Origin of the sequence: Butyrivibrio sp. VCD2006 (genome assembly GCF_000423925.1) — a bacterium.
In the GTDB taxonomy this organism is placed as follows: Bacteria; Bacillota; Clostridia; order Lachnospirales; family Lachnospiraceae; genus Butyrivibrio.
The window spans coordinates 77688-97270 of sequence record NZ_AUIX01000003.1 but is presented as its reverse complement, the minus strand read 5'-3'; the positions used below and the strand labels follow the sequence as shown (position 1 = coordinate 97270).

Below are 19583 nucleotides of genomic sequence, written 5' to 3'. Positions count from 1 at the left end.
ATATTTTAATGGGGAAAAAATTATTACTTATAGACGGACATAGTATATTGAACAGAGCTTTCTATGGTCTCCCTGATCTCACAAACTCAGAGGGACTGCATACAGGAGCCGTCTATGGATTCTTGAATATTCTATTCAGACTAATGGATGAGGAGCAGCCTGATTATCTGACTGTTGCTTTTGACGTCCATGAACCCACTTTTAGACATAAGATATATCCTGAATATAAAGGAACAAGAAAGGCAATGCCTGAGGAGCTTAGAGAACAGGTACCTCTTATGAAGGAAGTTCTCGATAGCATGAATATCTGCCGCATGGAGAAGCCCGGACTTGAAGCTGATGATATCCTTGGCACTATCGCGAAGCGCGGTGAGAGAGAGGGCATGGAGGTAAGGCTTGTATCAGGTGACAGAGATCTACTCCAGATTGCAACAGAGCACATCTGTGTAAGGATACCCAAGACTAAGGCCGGCAAAACAGAAATTGAAAACTATTTTGCCAAGGATGTAGAGGAACTATATAAGGTAAATCCTATACAGTTTATCGAATTAAAAGCACTAATGGGAGATTCTTCCGATAACATTCCGGGGGTTCCCAAGGTCGGAGAGAAGACAGCGATTGAGCTCATGACAACCTATGGCTCAATTGAAAATATTTACAATAACCTTGATAACATTTCAAAGAAATCGATACGTGAGTCACTTGCAGCAAACAGAGATCTATGCGACTTAAGTAAGGTGCTCGCTACCATCGATGTCAACGCTGAGTTTGACTATGCTTTTGAAAATGCCACAATAGATGACATCTTTAATCGCGAAGCCTATGAAATGTTTAAGAGGCTCAATTTCAGGAATCTACTCTCTAAATTTGACGGCAATGTAACTAAGACAGAGGTTAAGATCGATTTCAAAGAGATAAATACTAAGGCAGAAGCTGAAGATGTATTTAAGGCTGCAGCAAAATACGCTTCGGGTGACAGTAGCAAATTTATAGGAATCGGTATTATTTCTGATTCTCAGGGTGTGAAAAAGGCTGAAAAAATCGGTCAGCTCTCACTTTTTGAGGAACCGGCGGAAACAACTGATCTTCTCGGTGTAAGTATTTGCTTTGCTGATGATAATGTTTCGTATTTTGAACTTAATGATGAAATAACGGCGGCTTTCGTGGAAGAAAAGCTATCCGGGCTTTCTAAGGATTGCAGGCTTTCTTTTTACGATATAAAGCATGCCTACAGATACTTTACTCCATACGAAGTGGATCATTATGAGGACAAGAAGGAAGGCTCCTTTGATGTCCTTATAGGAGCTTATTTAAACAATCCTCTTAAAAATGATTATATGCCTGAGGATATTGCTTCTGAATATCTTCAGATGACCATTAGATCGAAGGCTCAGATTTTTGGAAAAGAGAATCCTGCAAACGCTGATAAGCAGCTTAGAAAAGAGTACACAGGATATCTTTCCTATGTTGCTTTCAAGGCCGCGCCTCTCATAGAGAAGAAGCTTGATGATTCACAGATGCTTTCTCTTATGAATGAAATAGAGATGCCTCTTAGCTATATCTTATATGATATGGAGAGAGAGGGAATCCTTGTTAAGCGCGAGGAATTAAAGCTCTATGGCAAGCGCCTAACAGGTAGGATCGATGAACTTGAAAAAAGTATCCATACCGAGGCCGGTGAGGAGTTTAACATAAATTCTCCCAAGCAGCTTGGAGAGATTCTGTTTGAAAAAATGGGACTTAAGGGTGGTAAGAAGACCAAGACCGGTTATTCTACTGCTGCAGATGTGCTTGAAAAGCTGGCTCCTGAGAATCCTATCGTTAAGGATATTCTTGAATACAGAGGACTTACAAAGCTTAAGAGCACATATGCGGACGGACTTGCGGCTTATATCGAAGCTGACGAGAGAATACATACAAGCTTCAACCAGACAATAACAGCTACGGGAAGAATAAGCTCCACAGAGCCTAATCTTCAGAACATTCCCATGAGGACTGAGCTTGGCAGAGCTATCAGAAAAGTATTTGTTCCTAAGGACGGATATATTTTTGCTGATGCGGATTACTCACAGATTGAGCTCAGAATCCTTGCACATATGTCAGGGGATAAGGGCCTTATTGATGCATATCATGAAGGCAGAGATATTCACAGAATTACAGCATCCAAGGTATTTGGCATACCTTTTGAAGATGTTACTGATATACAGAGAAGAAATGCTAAGGCTGTAAACTTTGGTATCGTCTATGGAATAAGTGCCTTCGGTCTTAGTGAGGACCTTAATATCTCAAGATCCGATGCTAAAAAGTATATGGAGGATTATCTTGCCACATATCCCGGAGTTAAGGCTTACCAGGATGGTGCTGTAGCAGATGCCAAAGAAAAAGGCTACGCAGTAACACTCTATAACAGAAGGCGTCCGATGCCTGAGCTTAAGTCAGGCAACTTTATGCAGAGACAGTTTGGAGAGAGAGTCGCAATGAATGCGCCGATTCAGGGAACTGCCGCTGACATAATGAAAATTGCGATGATCCGTGTATGGAGAAGAATCAGGAAGGAACAGCTATCTTCCAGAATGATTCTGCAGATACACGATGAACTTTTGATAGAAACTAAGATTGAAGAGGAAGCTAAGGTTAAGGCCATTCTTGAAGAAGAGATGACAAATTCAGCAGATCTTCTTGTGCCGCTCGAGGCAGAATGCCACACTGGTTCCGATTGGTTTGAGGCAAAATAAAGTGAAGGTAATCGGGGTAACCGGCGGAGTCGGAGCCGGTAAAAGCACAGTACTTAATTACATACAAGAAAGCTGCAATTGTCGTATCATTTTTTCCGATCAGGTGGCAAATGATATTAAGCTAAAGGGGCAAAGCTGCTACGAGCCTATTGTCGAGCTTCTTTCCGATGAAATACTTGGGGAAGACGGAGAGATAGACAAAAAGAAAATGGCAGCAAAGATATTCTCGGATGAAAAGCTTTTAAAGCAGGTAAATGAGATACTTCATCCTGCGGTGAACAATTACATCTTCGGTGAAATAGAGAAGGAAAAAAGCAGGAAGATACTGGATTATCTTTTTATAGAAGCAGCACTTCTTATAGAAAACGGCTATGACAAAGTAGTCGATGAACTTTGGTATATATATGCTGATGAGGATGTCAGACGAGCACGTCTTAAAGCTTCAAGAGGCTATTCTGATGAGAAAATCGATGACATTTTAAAGGGGCAGCTACGTGATGAAGAATTTCGCAAATATGCGGATTTTGTAATAGATAATAGCGGCGATGAAAATGACACTAAAAGGCAAATTGATTTAAAGCTGGGGGAAAACTAATGGCTGAGATGGTAGAACAATCTGAAAAAAATGTAGTTTTCGGTCTTGATATCGGAACAAGAAGCGTGGTGGGCACAGTAGGCTACATGGAGGATGAAATCTTCAATGTCATTGCTCAGTGCGTAGAAAAGCATGAAACCAGAGCTATGCTTGATGGACAGATCCATGACATCGGCAAGGTTGGAGCTACTATAAAGCGTGTAAAGGAAAAGCTTGAACAGAAGACAGAGATTCATCTGACAGATGTGTGTATAGCTGCCGCTGGTCGTGTGCTTCGAACAATGAAGACAAACTTCGAGGAAGAGTTCACTGATAACAGAGAGCTGACTCAGGAAGAAATTTATAACCTGGAGTCTAAGGCTGTTGAGAAGGCATATCAGGAATTCCTTGCACAGAACCAGTCAGACATGAAGTTTTATCTGGTTGGATATTCTGTAATGCATTATTATCTGGATGATTATCAGATAGCTAATCTGGAGGGACATAATGCCGGCAGAGTTGCCATCGATCTTATAGCAACCTTCCTTCCGGATGACTGTGTTGATGGTCTTTATAAAGCCTGCGAAAGAGCAGACCTTAAGGTTGCTAACATGACTCTGGAGCCTATAGCTGCGATGATGGTTGCTATTCCTCCGCAGTTCAGAATGCTGAACCTCGCCCTCGTTGATGTTGGTGCAGGTACATCCGATATTTGTATTACTGACGATGGAACTATTACCTCATACGGAATGCTTCCTATCGCGGGCGATTCAATTACTGAGATAATTGCTCAGCATTGCCTTGTTGATTTTAATACCGCAGATCAGATAAAAATAGACGCAAGTCACATGGATCAGGTTAAATATGTTGACATCATGGGCCTTGAAAAGACAATCTCTGCAAAAGAAATCGGCAAGATGATCAAGCCCCTTGTTGAGAAAATGTCTAGGATGGTAACTCAGCAGATTAAGCAGCTCAACGGCAATAAGTCTGTAAGTGCTGTCTTTGTTGTAGGTGGCGGCGGCTGTGTTCCGGGCTACACAAAAGCTCTTGCTAAGGAGATGAAGATTCCTGAAGAGCGTGTTGCACTTCGAGGCGAGGAAGTTATGAAGAGCATACGCTTCCTCAATGATGATGACAGCATTGAACGTGATTCTCTTATGGTCACACCTCTTGGAATTTGCATAAGCTTCTATGAGCAGTCCAATAACTTTGTATTTGTTTCCTTCAACGGACAACAGACCAAGATATATGACAACGGTAAGCTTGCTATCGTAGATGCAGCAATGCAGGCAGATTTTCCTAATGAGGATCTCTTCCCGAAACGAGGCGAGGAGCTTAGATTTTCAGTCAACGGACAGGAGAGAATGGTAAGAGGTGAGCCCGGTGAACCTGCAATTATAACACTAAATGGATCACCTGCTGATATTCATACCAAGATTCATGCAAATGACATTATCGAGGTAACCAGTTCAACAGTAGGTAAACCCGGTAAGAGTGAAATAAGTGATATTCCTGAATTTGGCGGAACCTTTAATATAACGGTTGACGGAAAGAGTATCGATGTACCGAGAACTGCTGAGGTTAATGGTGAAGTCCAGACAGGCTACTACAATATTCAGTCCGGCGATGAGATCAAGATTCTGGATTATGAGACAGCTGCGCAGATAGCTGAGCTGCTTGATATTGATCTGTCCGAAGATATGGTAATTACTGTTAATAATGAAGTAGCAAACGGTGATACACCTGTCTATGAGAACTTCAAGGTTGAGTTTAAGACCGGGGCAGATGCTATCATGGATTACTATGCTAACTTCCCGGATGCAGATGAGGTTGCCATCGAGCAGGAGAACGAAGAGTCTTCTTATGATGCTGACGCAGATTTTGACCTCGAAGAAAATGAAGACGGAAGTGTAAGCATAAGTGGCGGAGTGACAACCACAGCACCTCCAAGGGCTTCAGCGCCTGCAAGACGTGTAATAACACATGATCTTCATGTAACAGTTAATAATGAGCCTATTGTACTTCATGGAAAATCGGATTATATTTTTGTAGATATATTCGATGTCATAGATTTTGATCTAAAGAGACCTAACGGAAGATCAATAGTTACGACCCTAAATGGTGGAACTCCTGATTATATGCAGGCTATACATGAGGGAGATCGTATAGAAGTCTATTGGAAGTAGAAAATACTTTTTTAACTGAATAGACACATATTTTTCACAGTTTATATTTAGTATGGAAACGGAGATTGCATTAGATGAGACTTGCCAGCCTCTCAAGTGGTAGTAGTGGGAACAGTATTTACGTAGGTTCCGATACCACGAACATCCTTGTAGATACGGGATGTAGTAAGAAAAGAATAGAAGAAGGTTTATCAAAGCTTGACCTTTCATTGGCCGACATAGATGCAATCTTTGTCACGCATGAACACTCGGATCATATAGCAGGACTTCACACTATCCTAAAAAAATACGATATTCCGGTTTTCGCAACAAAGGGAACCATTCAGGGAATACGATTAAGCGATAAGAAGGGTGAAATGCTGTCTTCTGAATTTCACGAGATTCGTGCGGATGAAAAGGTGCCTTTGAAGGATCTTATAATCAATCCGATTACTATAATGCATGATGCTTTGGAGCCTGTGGCTTACAGAATTTCATGCGGAAAAAAGAAAATCGGTGTTGCAACCGATCTTGGCTGCTTCAATGATTATACAGTTGAAAACCTTAAAGGAATGGATGCCATACTGATAGAAGCAAACCATGATGTCAGAATGCTTCAGTCAGGGCCGTATCCTTATCAATTAAAAAGACGAATACTTGGGGAAAAGGGACATTTGTCCAATGAAAAAAGTGGGGAACTTCTGTGCAGGATCCTGCACGATGATCTTAAAGGAATTCTCCTGGGACACCTGAGTAAAGAAAACAATCTTCCCGAGCTTGCATATGAGACAGTGAGGGTTGAAATAGAAATGGGTGAGAACCCGTACCATGGAAATGATTTTCCGATAATGGTGGCTGCGAGAAACGAGCTTTCTCCTGTTATCGAAGTATGAAAAAAATAAAAGGGAGTAAACTATTATGAACAAAATTATCATTACTGTAGTCGGTAAAGATACTGTTGGCATTATTGCCAAGGTATGTACTTTTTTAGCAGAAAACGGGATAAATATTCTTGATATCTCACAGACAATCGTATCAGGATATTTTAATATGATGATGATTGTTGACATGTCAAAGAGCAAAGTTGACTTTATGGAGGTTTCTGATACACTTGACAGTCTTGGAGAAGAGATTGGAGTAGTTATAAAGTGTCAGAGAGAAGAAATCTTTGATTCTATGCATAGAATCTGATCAATACATAGAAGATTTAAGTCAAAAGATATGATGCTTAACATTAAAACAGACTCTAAGGAGATATCATGATAAATATAAACGAAGTCTCTGAAACTAATGAGATGATCGAAAAGGAAAACCTGGATGTCAGAACCATTACTATGGGTATCAGCCTTTTGGATTGCATTAGTTCAGATCTAAATACACTTAATAAGAATATTTATGAAAAGATATACGGTTCAGCCAAGGACCTTGTTCAGACCGGTGAGGATATTGCAAAAGAATTCGGTATTCCGATAGTCAATAAGAGAATTTCAGTTACTCCCATTGCTCTTATTGGTGCTGCTGCATGTAAGACACCGGAGGATTTCGTTACTATTGCCAAGACACTTGATAAGGTCGGCAAAGACGTTGGCGTAAATTTCCTTGGCGGTTACAGTGCTCTTGTTAGCAAGGGTATGACAGAGGCTGACAGACTTCTTATAGAGTCTATTCCTATGGCTTTGTCATCAACAGACGTTGTTTGTTCATCAGTAAATGTCGGTTCAACTAAGACCGGTATTAACATGGACGCTGTAAGACTTCTTGGTGACGTTATAGTAAAAACAGCTGAAGCTACTAAGGATAACGATAGCGCAGGATGTACAAAGCTTGTTGTATTCTGCAATGCCCCTGACGATAATCCCTTCATGGCAGGAGCTTTTCATGGTGTGACAGAGGCTGACAGAATTATTAACGTCGGCGTAAGTGGTCCCGGAGTTGTTAAGACTGCTCTTGAGAAGGTTAGAGGAGAGAATTTTGAAATCCTCTGTGAGACAATTAAAAAGACTGCGTTCAAGGTAACAAGAGTAGGTCAGCTTGTAGCAAAGGAAGCGTCCGAGAGACTTGGCGTTCCTTTTGGAATTGTTGATCTTTCGCTTGCACCTACACCTGCAATCGGTGATAGTGTTGCTGATATTCTTCACGAAATCGGAGTTGAGCATGCAGGTGCTCCCGGAACAACAGCTGCACTTGCGCTTTTGAATGACCAGGTTAAGAAGGGTGGCGCAATGGCTTCCTCATATGTCGGAGGCTTATCAGGAGCGTTTATTCCTGTGAGTGAGGATCAGGGCATGATCAACGCTGTAAATGCCGGAGCTCTCACACTTGAGAAATTGGAGGCAATGACCTGCGTATGCTCAGTTGGTCTTGATATGATAGCTATTCCCGGTGATACAAAGAGTACTACTATTTCCGGAATCATCGCAGATGAGATGGCTATCGGTATGATCAATCAGAAGACTACGGCAGTACGACTTATTCCCGTAATTGGCAAGAAGGCCGGTGAGACAGTTGATTTTGGCGGACTTTTAGGCTTTGGTCCGATTATGAGTGTTAATACATTTTCATGTGATGAATTCGTAAACAGAGGAGGAAGGATACCGGCTCCTATACATAGCTTTAAAAACTGATTCTATGGATAAAATTAAAAAGATTCCCGAAAAGGTTTCGGGATTATCAGAAAAATTAAATAGATATCTGAGAAGAAACGCTGCAGGTCAGACTAATGAACACAAGCCTCGTCCTGTTAAGAAAAATAGAAACACCAAAAAGACAATCAGAGAGACACTTGTTTCCTGGGCGTTTCTTTTACCCAGCTTGATGGGAGTTCTTACATTCTTTGTGCTTCCTTTCTGTGTGGTTGTTTTCTATTCTGTAGTAAACAACCCGATTCAGAAGGAATTTGTTGGTTTTTCTAATTTTGTCAGAGTATTTACTAACAATGCCTTTAAACAGGCAGCATATAATACTTTTATGTTTTCTATAATTGCGGTTCCTTTGGCAGTTGGGTTATCACTATTCCTAGCTGTTGTCATGGAATCCGGAATACCATTCAAGAGCCAGTTCAGAAGCTTTTTCCTGAGCCCTATGATGGTTCCGATTGCTTCAATAGTGCTTATCTGGCAGGTTCTGTTCCACTTTAACGGAATAGTAAATGTGGTAGGTATGTACTTTGGCGGACCAAAGATAGACTGGCTTAAATCTGATAAGGCTCAGATAGTTATTGTGGTTTTGTTCCTGTGGAAAAACCTGGGATATAACATGATCCTGTTTATGGCTGCGCTTTCCAGTGTGCCTAAGGATCTGATAGAGGTTGCAAGACTGGAGAGTGCTACTGACAGTCAGATATTCTGGACCATCAAGATGAGATATCTTTCATCAACAATACTTTTTGTAACAATAATGTCTCTTATAAATTCATTCAAGGTATTTAGAGAGATATACTTAATGACCGGAGATTATCCATATAAGACGCTCTATATGATGCAGCATTTTATGAATAATACATTTGCTTCCGTCGATTATCAGAAACTCTCAGCTTCAGCTATCATAATGGCTCTGGTGATCGTTATTCTGATGCTTATTATGTTTAATACTGAAAACCGGTACGGAAAGGATATAGAAGGCTGATATGGCGGGACTGACTCTGCCAACCGGTGAAGTGGCATTTTATGAAAAAGCCATACGGAAGGCACGAAGAAAGAAAAAGATATATAAATACGGTATTGTTGCAGGAACAATTATATGCGCAATCTTTGCAGTATTATTCCTGCTTCCGATAATACTTACAATAACTAATTCCTTCATGAGTTCATCTGAAATAAGTGCCAATTACGGCGCGGTCTTTCAGACTACCGAAACAGGAGGAAAGGTATTCATCTCCAAAACTGTAAACCTTAAGTTTATTCCGGATATAGTTACGTTTGACCAATACTATACTGTACTGTTTAAATCGCCGGAATATCTGCTGAAGTTTTGGAATAGTATGATATATGTTGTACCGATCCTTACAGTGCAGCTACTTATCGCAATGCTCGCATCCTATGGGTTTGCAAGATACAAAGGTAAAGTCAGAGAAATAATATTTTTCCTGTATATCATTATGATGCTGATGCCTTATCAGGTAACACTGGTTCCGAATTATCTTGTAACTTCATGGTTGGGAATACTTGATACCAGATGGGCTATATGGCTTCCGGGATTCTTTTCACCCTTTGCAGTTTATCTTCTTACGAAGTTTATAAGAAGAATTCCTTCAGAAGTTATGGAAGCTGCATCGATAGATGGTGCAAGTGAATGGCAGATATTCACACAGATATGCGCGCCGCTTTGTAAAAGCGGACTTATATCCATTGCCATTCTTGTATTCATAGATTATTGGAATATGGTTGAACAGCCGCTTATTTTGCTTAATAATGATGAGCTTCATCCGCTGTCGGTATTCTTGTCTAAGATAAATACCGGTGAGATAAGCCTTGCATTTGCGGTTGCGGTTATTTACCTTGTGCCTCCGCTTTTGATTTTCTTATATGGGGAAGAGTATCTGATTGAAGGTATATCATATCAGGGCGGATTGAAAGGATAGAGTGTCACTGTATTTTGTGTTATAGCCTGCATTAAATATAAAGGAGTAAAACGGCAGGCGCGAATTAGATTTAAGGGAAGAGGAATTAAAGGTATGTCTGAAGTAAGAAATGAAAGACCAAGGAAGAGTAGAAAGGACATAATAAAGGATATTACAATTGCCTTTTTGGCAATCCTTCTATTACTTACTTTTTTCTCCAACACAATCATGAATTATTCACTTCCTGAAGTTGCTATTCAGCAGATTCAGGATGGAACAATTTCACCTGTAATCAGAGGAACAGGTACGGTCGAGGCAAAGGATCCTTATGAAGTTAAGGTCAGCCAGGAGCGCGTAATTAAGAGCGTAGCCGTAGAGGTTGGAGCACAGGTAAAGAAGGGTGATACAATTTACTATCTTGAGGATAAGGAATCAACAGAGCTTGTTGATGCAAGACAAAAGCTTGATGATCTTCTGCAGACCTATGAGACAGCCCTGTTTTCTGGAGATCTTTCAAATGAAGCCATTAATCGTATAAGAAACGGTCAGACACTTACAATGGATCAGTTCCAGGCAAAACTCAAATCTGCTACTGACAGATATGACGCTGCAAAGCTTGCTGATGAGCAGGCACAGGCTGCAATTGATGAGCACTCTCAGTCGCAGTCATATACAGCTGCACAGTATAACTACGATGAGGCTACACCTCAGTACAGAGAAGCTGAGATTACATATAGAATCACAGAGATTGATCAGCTTTTGGAGTCTGCTAAATCAGATATTGATACTACTAGTGCTGAAAGTGCTGTAGATAAAGCTGAGACTGCAAGAGACAATGCAAAGAAGAATTATGGTACAGATTCTCAGGAATATAAAGATGCTAAAAAGAAACTGAAAAATGCAGAAAAGAAGTTGGAACAGCTAAAAATTCAGAAAGCTGCTGCTGAAGAATATATTGCAACGTTAGAAGAAGAGAAAAACCAGCTTCAGCTTGAGCAGGCTAATGGTACTAAAGACGTATCACAGATCACTACTCAGGCAGGTCAGGTAGATAGTGATTACCAGAGACAGTCTGCAACACTTCAGGATATTAAGAATAAAACCTCTCTTGAACTTGAAAGAGCTTCTACTGATAAAACAGAGCTCATTACTGAAATTTCAAAAGAGATTGAGCTTGATTCGCAGAGAGATGCGATAGAGGAACAGAAGGAAACAGTTGAAAAGCTTGAAAAGGAATCCGTTGGAGCTACAATTACAGCTCCTGTTGACGGTCTTATTGCTGAGCTTTATATGAAGGCCGGTGAGACCACAAGTGCTGAGAATCCGGTTGCAAGAATCCAGATTGATGGCAAGGGAATGCAGACAAGCTTTTCAGTTACAATAGATCAGGCTAAGAGGCTTAAGGTCGGTGACATTGCAGAGCCTCAGAATGCATGGTACTACACAGACTTTAAGGCAACACTTAAGTCAATTACTGCTGACCAGCAGAACCCCAACACAAAGAAGCTTCTTACATTCTCAATTGAGAGTCCGGAAGTGCAAAATGGTCAGTCTGTAAGCCTTCAGATCGGTGAGAAGTCTGATAATTATGATCTTACTATTCCTGCAGGAGCAGTAAGAGAAGATTCAAACGGTAAATTTATCCTTATCGTTAAGTCTAAGTCCAGTCCTCTTGGTAACAGATATATAGCTTCGCGTGTTGACGTTGAAGTTCTTGCTTCAGATGATACAACAGCAGCTATTAACGGTAGCTTAGAGGGAGATGAATATGTGATCACAACGGCAACAAGCCCCATTAAATCAGGTGATCAGGTAAGACTGGCTAATAATCAATGATAAAGATAAAAGATAACATTACGAATTTTTTCAAAAATCTGCGCTTAAAGCAGATCATATACTTTTCAGTTATACTGATACTTTTTCTCATTGTTTTGGGTCTTGATGCATATAGGAATTACACTGCGAATCATCAATATGATCAGATGATGGGAAAAAGATGGTCAGATGAGACAAGATGCGGGCAGGTCAGCATGTTCTTTTCTGAGGCACAGGGAGTAAATGCCGATACTGTTAGTGAGTATGCTTACAAGATAAATAAAGGCCTCATAGCAGACGGCTTTCAGGAGGCTGATGCAAGTACCCAGGGTGGCAATGCTGTCTGGAATTATTGCTTCAGCGGTGTTGGCAGTATTGAAATAACCAGGGGTTTGAAATCTGTAACTGCTGTCGCTATTGGTGTTGGCGGAGACTTTTTCCAATTTCATCCTATGCAGGTCATGAGTGGTAACTATTTCACGGGCGATATAGTTATGAAGGACTATGTCATATTGGATGAAGAGCTTGCATGGCAGCTTTTTGGATCAAATGATATAGTTGGTGAAAGCATCATCCTTGGAGGAGTGCCTCATTATATTGCCGGAGTTGTAAAAAAAGACAGCGGAAAATATGTCAAGGCATCCGGTATGGTTTTTCCTACAATTTTTATGTCCTTTGAGTCTCTTGCGACATATGGTAAGATTGATGCTTCCGTACTTTCAACTGATGGAACACTTGGTAAGTTCACTGTAGCGTCAAAGAATGATGAAGAGGCAGAAGCAGGAACCTCAGATGTTGATACCCAGGCAAAGGGCATTGTATGTATGGAAGTAGTTATGCCCAACACAGTAGACAACTATGCTGCAAATTTTGTTATCGATAAGCTTGGGCTTAATACAACTCAGGTTGAGGTAGTTGACAATTCAGCCAGGTTTGAAGACAGGCATCTGCTTGATCTTATTGGTAAGTTTAATACCAGGGGAATGCAGACTAAGCCGGTAATTTACCCATATTGGGAGAATAATGCCAGAGCTTATGAAAACATTCTTGCTGTTATTTTTCTGATTCAGATAATATGCCAGATAATAATCTTTATTATGGTTGCTATTATTGTGATTCAGGCCTATAGACACAGGAAGTGGACCGTTTCGCAGCTCGTTGAAAAGGCCGCTGACTGGAAGTACAATCTTGAATCAAACATGAAATATCATAACGAAAAATGGAAATATTTTTAACGTTTATTCAGTTGGTTTGTACGTAAATAAGGAGGATATTTAATGAAGAGAATTTATCTAAAGAGAATCCTGAGCGCATCTCTTGCTGCAGTTATGGCTGTGACGATGGTTGGCTGTGGATGCGGAAAGAAGAAGGAAGTGGCTCCTGAAGATCAGGCAAGTCATGATGCCAGTGCATATGTGTTCAAGGATAATCCGATAAATCTGGGAGCAAATGTTGATGTTTCAAACATATCATCACTTGGTACATATGGTGATAAAATTTATGCTGTCGCAAATGTAATAAATGACGATGGAAGCAACAAGACATGCGTTTATACATTTGATAAGGATGGCAGTAACTTAGAGACTATTGAGCTTGCTAATAAAGAAAATCTTACGCTGTATAATACTGTGCTTTCTGATGATGGATCTGTATACACTTTAGAGGTCAAGTATGCCGGTTATTATTTCGGTGACTATGGTATTGAGGGTGTAGATGGACCTACCTCAGAGATCTTATTAGACGATGGTGGTATTGAACTTGAAGGTGATGGTGATGGTGAGGTTGAGGGCGATGTAATTCAGTACTCAGCTGAAGATGAGGCTTCAGAAGATGTAGACGAAGATGCTGAAGAGACAAGCACAGAGGCTGATGATACAAGTTCTGAGACCTCAAACTCAGAGGCTGAAGAGAAGGTTGTTGCTGAACCTGCCGAAGGTGGTCAGGGAGATGTTACTCTTCCGATAGAAGAGCCTTCTCAGGTAGATTTTGGTAGTTCAGAAGATTCTGATAAGTATTATATGACTAAATATGATAATAATGGTACAGAGGTATGGAGACAGGAGCTCGATACTACTACCGAGTCATATTATTACGTGAATTCTTTTGTTGTAGCTGATAATGAAACACTTCTTGTTTCAGATACCTTGGGTATTCATAAATACAGTACTGCTGACGGTACAAAGCAGTCTGACATTGCTTTTGAAAATGTTGACGATGAATATGGCTTTTCGGCTTCAGTTTACAAGCTTGGTGACGGCAGCTTTACAGCATTTGTAAATGGTAACGAGCAGACATTTTACAAGCTTGATCTAAAGTCTGATAAAGCGACTGAGGTTGGAGCTGTTGATACAACTTTCTATGAATACACTTTCTATTCAGGAGCAGGTAAAAATGATCTCTTTGCATCAGGATCAGAGGGTATCTATTCATATAAGCTTGGAGATCCTCAGGTAAAGATGCTCCTTAATTTCGTTGATTCAGATATCGATACCTATGGCGTTTCTCAGCTTGCACCGATTTCTGATACTGAGTTTGTGGCTCTGATTCCTACAGAGGATATGAACTATAACCTTACATATCTTACAAAGGTTGATCCTAAGACTGTAAGCGAAAGAAAGCAGATCATTTTGGGATGTAACTACATTGACTATGATGTAAGAGCTCAGATTATCAAGTTTAATAAGCAGAATGATGAATATCGTGTTGTAATAAGTGATTATTCTAAGTTTGACTCCGACAGTGATATGTCAGGAGGAGCAAATAAGCTAAATACAGATATTGTTTCAGGAAATGCTCCTGATATTCTTGTGCTTGATTCAGATATGCCTGTAGATTCTTATATTTCCAAGGGCCTGTTTGAAGATATGACTAATTACTTCAAGAATGATCCCGAGCTTAGTAAGATTCAGTACATGGATCATGTTATGGAAGCATTTAAGACTGATGGTAAGATGTATAAGCTGATTCCCAGCTTCTATGTTGAGACTGTAGTTGCTCCGAAGAGCGATGTTGGCGATGATGATTACACATGGACAATTGATGAGCTTGAGAAGCTTGTAAAGGAGAAGAATATTGAGCATAAGAATATCTTCGGACCTTTAACAAGAGATGATGTTCTGGAGATGGCACTTAGTCTTTCAGGTTCACAGTATATTGACTGGTCAACACTTACATGCAGCTATGATTCTGACGCATTTATTCATCTTCTTGAATTTGTAAATGAGTTCCCTGAGGAGCTTGAGGAAGATGACTATGGCTATGAGACATCTTCATATTACAGAAGAGGAATGGCACTTGCTGAGAGACTTTATCTTTATACCTTCTCAGATTACAACTACGAAGCGAAGGGTACCTTTGGTCAGCCTGTTAAGGCAGTAGGATTCCCGTCTGATAATGGTAGTGGTTCAGCCCTTTATCCTAACCTTCAGCTCACAATGAGTGCAACTTCTAAGGTTAAGGACGGTTGTTGGGAGTTTATGAGATTCTTCCTCTCTGATGAGTATCAGAAAACTATTGATGGTGCATGGCCTGTTAACATGAATAAGGTTAATGAGCTTGCTGAGAAAATCAAGAAAAAGCCGACCTATATTGATGAGGACGGTAAGGAAATTGAGTATGATGATACCTGGTACGTTGGTGATCAGGAGGTTATCGTTGATCCTATGACTGATGATGAAGTTAATGAGATTCTTGACTTTATTAACAGCATTGATCAGGTTGGTAATGCAAATAATGAAGTAGCTAATATCATTGCTGAAGAAGCTGCCGCTTATTTCAGCGGACAGAAGTCTGCAAAGGAAGTTGCTGATATTATTCAGAGCCGTGTTCAGATCTATGTAAATGAGATTAGCTGATAACTGTCTGCTTACTTAATTTGGGGAAGAGGTGACTGGCATGTATAATACGTTGTTTGGGGTGTCGCCTACGTTCTTTTGGCTGATACTGGCAGTAATTATGGCTGTTTTTGAAATCCTGACACAGGGACTTTCTACGATATGGTTTGCCATCGGTGCACTGGCTGCATTTATAGTAGCCGTGGCCGGTGGAAACCTACCGCTGCAAATAGTGATCTTCATTCTGGTATCAATTTTGATGCTGCTACTGGTAAGGCCCATATCGGTAAAGCTCCTTTCAGGGAAAATAGTGAAAACCAATATTGATGCTCTGGTTGGGCGTAAGGTTACAGTAAGTAAGAATATTGATAACATCAAAGAAACCGGCGCTGTAGTACTTGATGGTACTACCTGGAATGCGCGAAGTGCTGATGATATTGCCATAACATCCGGCGAAACGGTTATTATCGAAAGAGTTGAGGGAAATAAGCTCATCGTAAAGAGAGCATAAAAGGTATGAAGGAGGAGAAGATATGTATATTTTCGTCGCTATTGTTCTAATTCTGATTCTTATTGCACTTAACATCAAAATCGTTCCACAGGCACATTCATTCATTGTTGAACGTCTTGGCGCGTACAAAGAGACATGGGATGTTGGTCTGCACTTTATGGTTCCGTTTATTGACAGAATCGCCAGAAAGGTTGACCTTAAGGAACAGTATTGTGATTTCCCGCCTCAGCCTGTAATTACGCAGGATAACGTAACAATGCAGATTGATTCAATTGTTTTCTTCAGAATATCTGATCCTAAGGCTTATGCTTATGGCGTGAGAAATCCGATCGGAGCAATTGAGAATCTTACAGCAACAACACTTCGTAATGTTATCGGTTCACTTACACTTGATGAGACTCTCACAAGTCGTGATCAGATTAACGCACAGATGCAGGATGCTCTTGATATAGCAACTGATCCCTGGGGAATCAAGATCACAAGAGTTGAGCTTAAGAACATCAATCCTCCGGAGCAGATTCGTGACGCCATGGAGAAACAGATGAAGGCTGAGCGTGAAAAGAGAGAGAAGATTCTCTTTGCAGAAGGTGAGAAGCAGTCAGCTATCACAGTTGCAGAAGGTGAGAAGCAGAGTAAAATTCTTCAGGCAGAAGCTGACAAGCAGGCAACAATCCTTAAGGCAGAAGCTGAAAAGGAAAAACAGATAAGAGAGGCTGAAGGTAGAGCAGAGGCTATAAGAAGTGTCCAGAAGGCTAATGCTGATGGTATTGCAATGCTTAAGGAAGCAGGTGCAGATGAATCTGTTCTTACTATCAAGAGCCTTGAAGCATTTGAAAAGGCTGCTAACGGACAGGCAACAAAGATCATTGTTCCCAGTAATATTGCAGGGGTTGCAGGTCTTGCAGAGTCATTAAAGGAAATTGTTTCCAAGTAAGTTGTAAAACTGATAATATAAGGGGAATCTTAAATTCCCCTTATATTTAATAAATTCTTAAAAAAAATTCTATTGATATTTATTCTTTTATGATGTAATGTGAACATTAGTCGAAGGTAGTTTAATCTTGAAGCATTAGCTTATCGACAATCAGACTTAGGTTTAATAAGTTTTCGATTACTTTTCCAATTGTATTTTACATAACTTAATTTAATTTATTTTGTAGAAAGGAATATATTTTGAGAGAAAAATTAGAAACACTCACACTGGCTTCACTGCGTGACCTCGCAAAGCGTAATGGCATTAAGAGCGTTACTACTATGAAAAAGTCAGATCTTATTGATGCACTTTTAGAGCTCTATGAAAAGCAGCAGGCAGAGGAGGCTAAAAGTAAGGCAAGTGATAAGACAGATTCTGAGAAGGAAGAGCCTGAAAAGAAGGCAGTAAAGACTTCATCGGATGCTGAGAAAGCACCCGTAAAGAAGGTGCTTAAAAAGAAGGTTATTATAAACGACAAGAGTCAAAGTAATTCCGAGAACAAGCCTTCCGGAAAGTCACCAGCTGAAAATAAGCCTACTGCAAAGGCACAGACGGAAGGTAAACCTTCTGGTAAGCCACAGGCTGATAATAAGCCTGCAGGAAAGCCTGTTTCAGATAATAAAACCATAGAGAATAAGCAGCAGGAACAGAAGAGTAGTTCAGATGGTCAGGATTCCTATGCAAAGAAGGAAACACCTGCCGATGAAGCTGAAATTGCAAACGGAATTGAGGCTGACGGTATTCTTGAGGTTATGCAGGATGGATTTGGTTTTATCCGTTGCGAAAACTATCTTCCCGGTGAGAATGATGTATATGTCGCTCCCGGAATGATCAGAAAATATAACCTTAAGACCGGAGATATTCTTAAAGGAATAGCAAGACAGAAGAAAGAAAACGATAAGTTTGGAGCTTTGCTTCAGCTTAATTCTATAAATGGATACAAACCGGAAGTTGCTATGGGCAGATGGAATTTTGAGCAGATGACTCCCATTTTCCCTGAAGAGCAGATTGTCTTAGAGCATCCCGGATGCCCTATTTCCATGAGAATCATGGATCTTATCTCACCTATAGGAAAAGGTCAGCGTGGTATGATCGTATCACCGCCTAAGGCAGGTAAGACAACACTTCTCAAAGATGTGGCACTTTCAGTAAGAAGGAATAATCCTGATATACACCTTATAGTTCTTCTTATCGACGAGAGACCTGAGGAAGTAACAGATATCAAGGAGAGTATTGAAGGACCTAACGCAGAAGTAATCTATTCAACATTTGATGAACTTCCTGAGCATCATAAAAGAGTATCAGAAATGGTAATTGAAAGAGCTAAGCGCCTTGTTGAGCACAACAAAGACGTTATGATACTCCTTGATTCAATCACAAGACTTACAAGAGCATATAACATAGTTGTTCCTCCGTCAGGAAGAACACTTTCAGGTGGTCTTGACCCCGCAGCACTTCATATGCCGAAGAGATTCTTTGGTGCTGCAAGAAAAATGAGACAGGGCGGAAGTCTTACGATTCTCGCAACTGCACTTGTTGAGACAGGCTCCAAGATGGATGATGTTATCTACGAGGAATTCAAGGGTACAGGTAACATGGAAATGGTTCTTGACAGAAAGATGCAGGAGAAAAGAATATTCCCTGCAATCAATATTCCTAAGTCCAGTACCAGAAGAGAAGATCTTCTTCTTAAGCGTGATGAGCTTGCCGCAGTTAACGCACTCAGAAAGGGCTTTAACGGCATGAAGGCAGACGAAGCAGTTGACCAGTGTATCAACATGTTCGCAAAAACACGCACCAACACAGAATTTGTACGCATGGTTGAAAAACAGATAGCCAGATATTGATAAAGAAAGACCGGAGATTTGAATAAGTCTTCGGTCTTTTTCTTTGAAAAAACGCAGAGAGTGTTTTGTTTTTTTATTTTATCGATATGTAAGGTCAGAAATCGGATATACCAGTCTTAAACCGATTGTGCGTTTTTTGCAATTGGAGGTTTAAGACTGGTATATCCAATTTCTGACCGTATTTATCCAAAAAAAAACACGCCGTAGCGTGTAATCTTTGGGAGGAGGGGTTGTCAGGTGGGGAACCCGACAACCCGGTATGAAAAAAGTTTTGTTGGGGGAGTCAGAAGTTCTAACTCCTGTTAAATATATAGTAAGGTTTAAATTTGTACAGAATATGGACAAATCATAAACTAAATATAAAATAATTCGAAATTATATCTAATCACAAACGAGATTTAGAATATTCTGTGATTTTAATTTGGAATATATATAAAAGATTTCTCCAATAATGAAGCGACTTTGAGCAAAACATGGTATACTATTTCTATATGATTCAGTGTTCAAAAAACCACTTTTGTTTCAAAATCAAAGATTCAGAGAGGTTTGTACGATTTTTCAATTATTGA

General features: G+C 40.2%; 14 protein-coding genes. All 14 read left to right on the top strand.

Going from position 1 to position 19583, the window contains the following annotated elements; all coding sequences use genetic code 11:
- The first annotated feature begins 8 nt into the window (after window positions 1–8).
- The 14 genes from polA to rho all read left to right on the top strand — a co-directional run bounded on the left by polA (window position 9) and on the right by rho (window position 19014).
- Window positions 9–2735: a DNA polymerase I gene (polA, locus tag G586_RS0103180; protein WP_026526543.1), complete on the top strand. Its 2727-nt coding sequence runs from the start codon at window positions 9–11 to the stop codon at window positions 2733–2735.
- Window positions 2722–3330, top strand: a complete 609-nt coding sequence (gene coaE, locus G586_RS0103175) for a dephospho-CoA kinase (protein ID WP_242831960.1) — start codon at window positions 2722–2724, stop codon at window positions 3328–3330. Before polA ends, coaE begins: the two co-directional genes overlap by 14 nt.
- Window positions 3330–5498: a cell division protein FtsA gene (locus tag G586_RS0103170; protein WP_026526541.1), complete on the top strand. Its 2169-nt coding sequence runs from the start codon at window positions 3330–3332 to the stop codon at window positions 5496–5498. The genes coaE and G586_RS0103170 overlap by 1 nt, the downstream gene beginning before the upstream one ends.
- Window positions 5499–5572: 74 nt before the next feature.
- Window positions 5573–6370, top strand: coding sequence for an MBL fold metallo-hydrolase (locus G586_RS0103165; RefSeq protein WP_026526540.1), 798 nt, complete (start codon window positions 5573–5575; stop codon window positions 6368–6370).
- A 25-nt stretch (window positions 6371–6395) separates the two neighbouring features.
- A complete protein-coding gene (locus G586_RS0103160) occupies window positions 6396–6668 on the top strand; it encodes an ACT domain-containing protein (RefSeq protein WP_026526539.1) in 273 nt (90 codons plus the stop codon).
- A 68-nt stretch (window positions 6669–6736) separates the two neighbouring features.
- Window positions 6737–8101 (top strand): PFL family protein, encoded by a 1365-nt coding sequence (locus tag G586_RS0103155; RefSeq protein WP_026526538.1) that lies wholly within the window; start codon window positions 6737–6739, stop codon window positions 8099–8101.
- Between the two features lie 4 nt (window positions 8102–8105).
- Window positions 8106–9101: a carbohydrate ABC transporter permease gene (locus G586_RS0103150; RefSeq protein ID WP_081674165.1), complete on the top strand. Its 996-nt coding sequence runs from the start codon at window positions 8106–8108 to the stop codon at window positions 9099–9101.
- Window position 9102: 1 nt separating this feature from the next.
- Window positions 9103–10056 (top strand): carbohydrate ABC transporter permease, encoded by a 954-nt coding sequence (locus G586_RS0103145; RefSeq protein ID WP_081674163.1) that lies wholly within the window; start codon window positions 9103–9105, stop codon window positions 10054–10056.
- Between the two features lie 93 nt (window positions 10057–10149).
- On the top strand, window positions 10150–11871 hold the full coding sequence (locus tag G586_RS0103140; RefSeq protein WP_026526535.1) for an HlyD family efflux transporter periplasmic adaptor subunit: 1722 nt from the start codon (window positions 10150–10152) through the stop codon (window positions 11869–11871).
- Window positions 11868–13085 (top strand): ABC transporter permease, encoded by a 1218-nt coding sequence (locus G586_RS0103135; protein ID WP_026526534.1) that lies wholly within the window; start codon window positions 11868–11870, stop codon window positions 13083–13085. Before G586_RS0103140 ends, G586_RS0103135 begins: the two co-directional genes overlap by 4 nt.
- A gap of 42 nt (window positions 13086–13127) precedes the next feature.
- Window positions 13128–15704, top strand: a complete 2577-nt coding sequence (locus tag G586_RS0103130) for an ABC transporter substrate-binding protein (RefSeq protein WP_026526533.1) — start codon at window positions 13128–13130, stop codon at window positions 15702–15704.
- A 40-nt stretch (window positions 15705–15744) separates the two neighbouring features.
- Window positions 15745–16194, top strand: coding sequence for an NfeD family protein (locus G586_RS0103125; RefSeq protein WP_035772342.1), 450 nt, complete (start codon window positions 15745–15747; stop codon window positions 16192–16194).
- Between the two features lie 22 nt (window positions 16195–16216).
- Window positions 16217–17128 (top strand): SPFH domain-containing protein, encoded by a 912-nt coding sequence (locus G586_RS0103120; protein WP_026526531.1) that lies wholly within the window; start codon window positions 16217–16219, stop codon window positions 17126–17128.
- 239 nt (window positions 17129–17367) lie between these two features.
- The gene (gene rho, locus G586_RS0103115) at window positions 17368–19014 is read left to right on the top strand and encodes a transcription termination factor Rho (protein WP_026526530.1); all 1647 of its coding nucleotides are present in this window, start codon (window positions 17368–17370) and stop codon (window positions 19012–19014) included.
- The last annotated feature ends 569 nt before the right edge of the window (window positions 19015–19583 follow it).

Bases quoted from the DNA above. Each gene is read 5' to 3' on its own strand.
- G586_RS0103150 (WP_081674165.1), top strand. From the start codon at position 8,106: ATGGATAAAATTAAAAAGATTCCCGAAAAGGTTTCGGGATTATCAGAA.
- G586_RS0103135 (WP_026526534.1), top strand. From the start codon at position 11,868: ATGATAAAGATAAAAGATAACATTACGAATTTTTTCAAAAATCTGCGC.
- G586_RS0103155 (WP_026526538.1), top strand. From the start codon at position 6,737: ATGATAAATATAAACGAAGTCTCTGAAACTAATGAGATGATCGAAAAG.
- G586_RS0103170 (WP_026526541.1), top strand. From the start codon at position 3,330: ATGGCTGAGATGGTAGAACAATCTGAAAAAAATGTAGTTTTCGGTCTT.
- G586_RS0103145 (WP_081674163.1), top strand. From the start codon at position 9,103: ATGGCGGGACTGACTCTGCCAACCGGTGAAGTGGCATTTTATGAAAAA.
- G586_RS0103125 (WP_035772342.1), top strand. From the start codon at position 15,745: ATGTATAATACGTTGTTTGGGGTGTCGCCTACGTTCTTTTGGCTGATA.
- G586_RS0103160 (WP_026526539.1), top strand. From the start codon at position 6,396: ATGAACAAAATTATCATTACTGTAGTCGGTAAAGATACTGTTGGCATT.
- G586_RS0103130 (WP_026526533.1), top strand. From the start codon at position 13,128: ATGAAGAGAATTTATCTAAAGAGAATCCTGAGCGCATCTCTTGCTGCA.
- G586_RS0103140 (WP_026526535.1), top strand. From the start codon at position 10,150: ATGTCTGAAGTAAGAAATGAAAGACCAAGGAAGAGTAGAAAGGACATA.
- G586_RS0103165 (WP_026526540.1), top strand. From the start codon at position 5,573: ATGAGACTTGCCAGCCTCTCAAGTGGTAGTAGTGGGAACAGTATTTAC.
- polA (WP_026526543.1), top strand. From the start codon at position 9: ATGGGGAAAAAATTATTACTTATAGACGGACATAGTATATTGAACAGA.
- G586_RS0103120 (WP_026526531.1), top strand. From the start codon at position 16,217: ATGTATATTTTCGTCGCTATTGTTCTAATTCTGATTCTTATTGCACTT.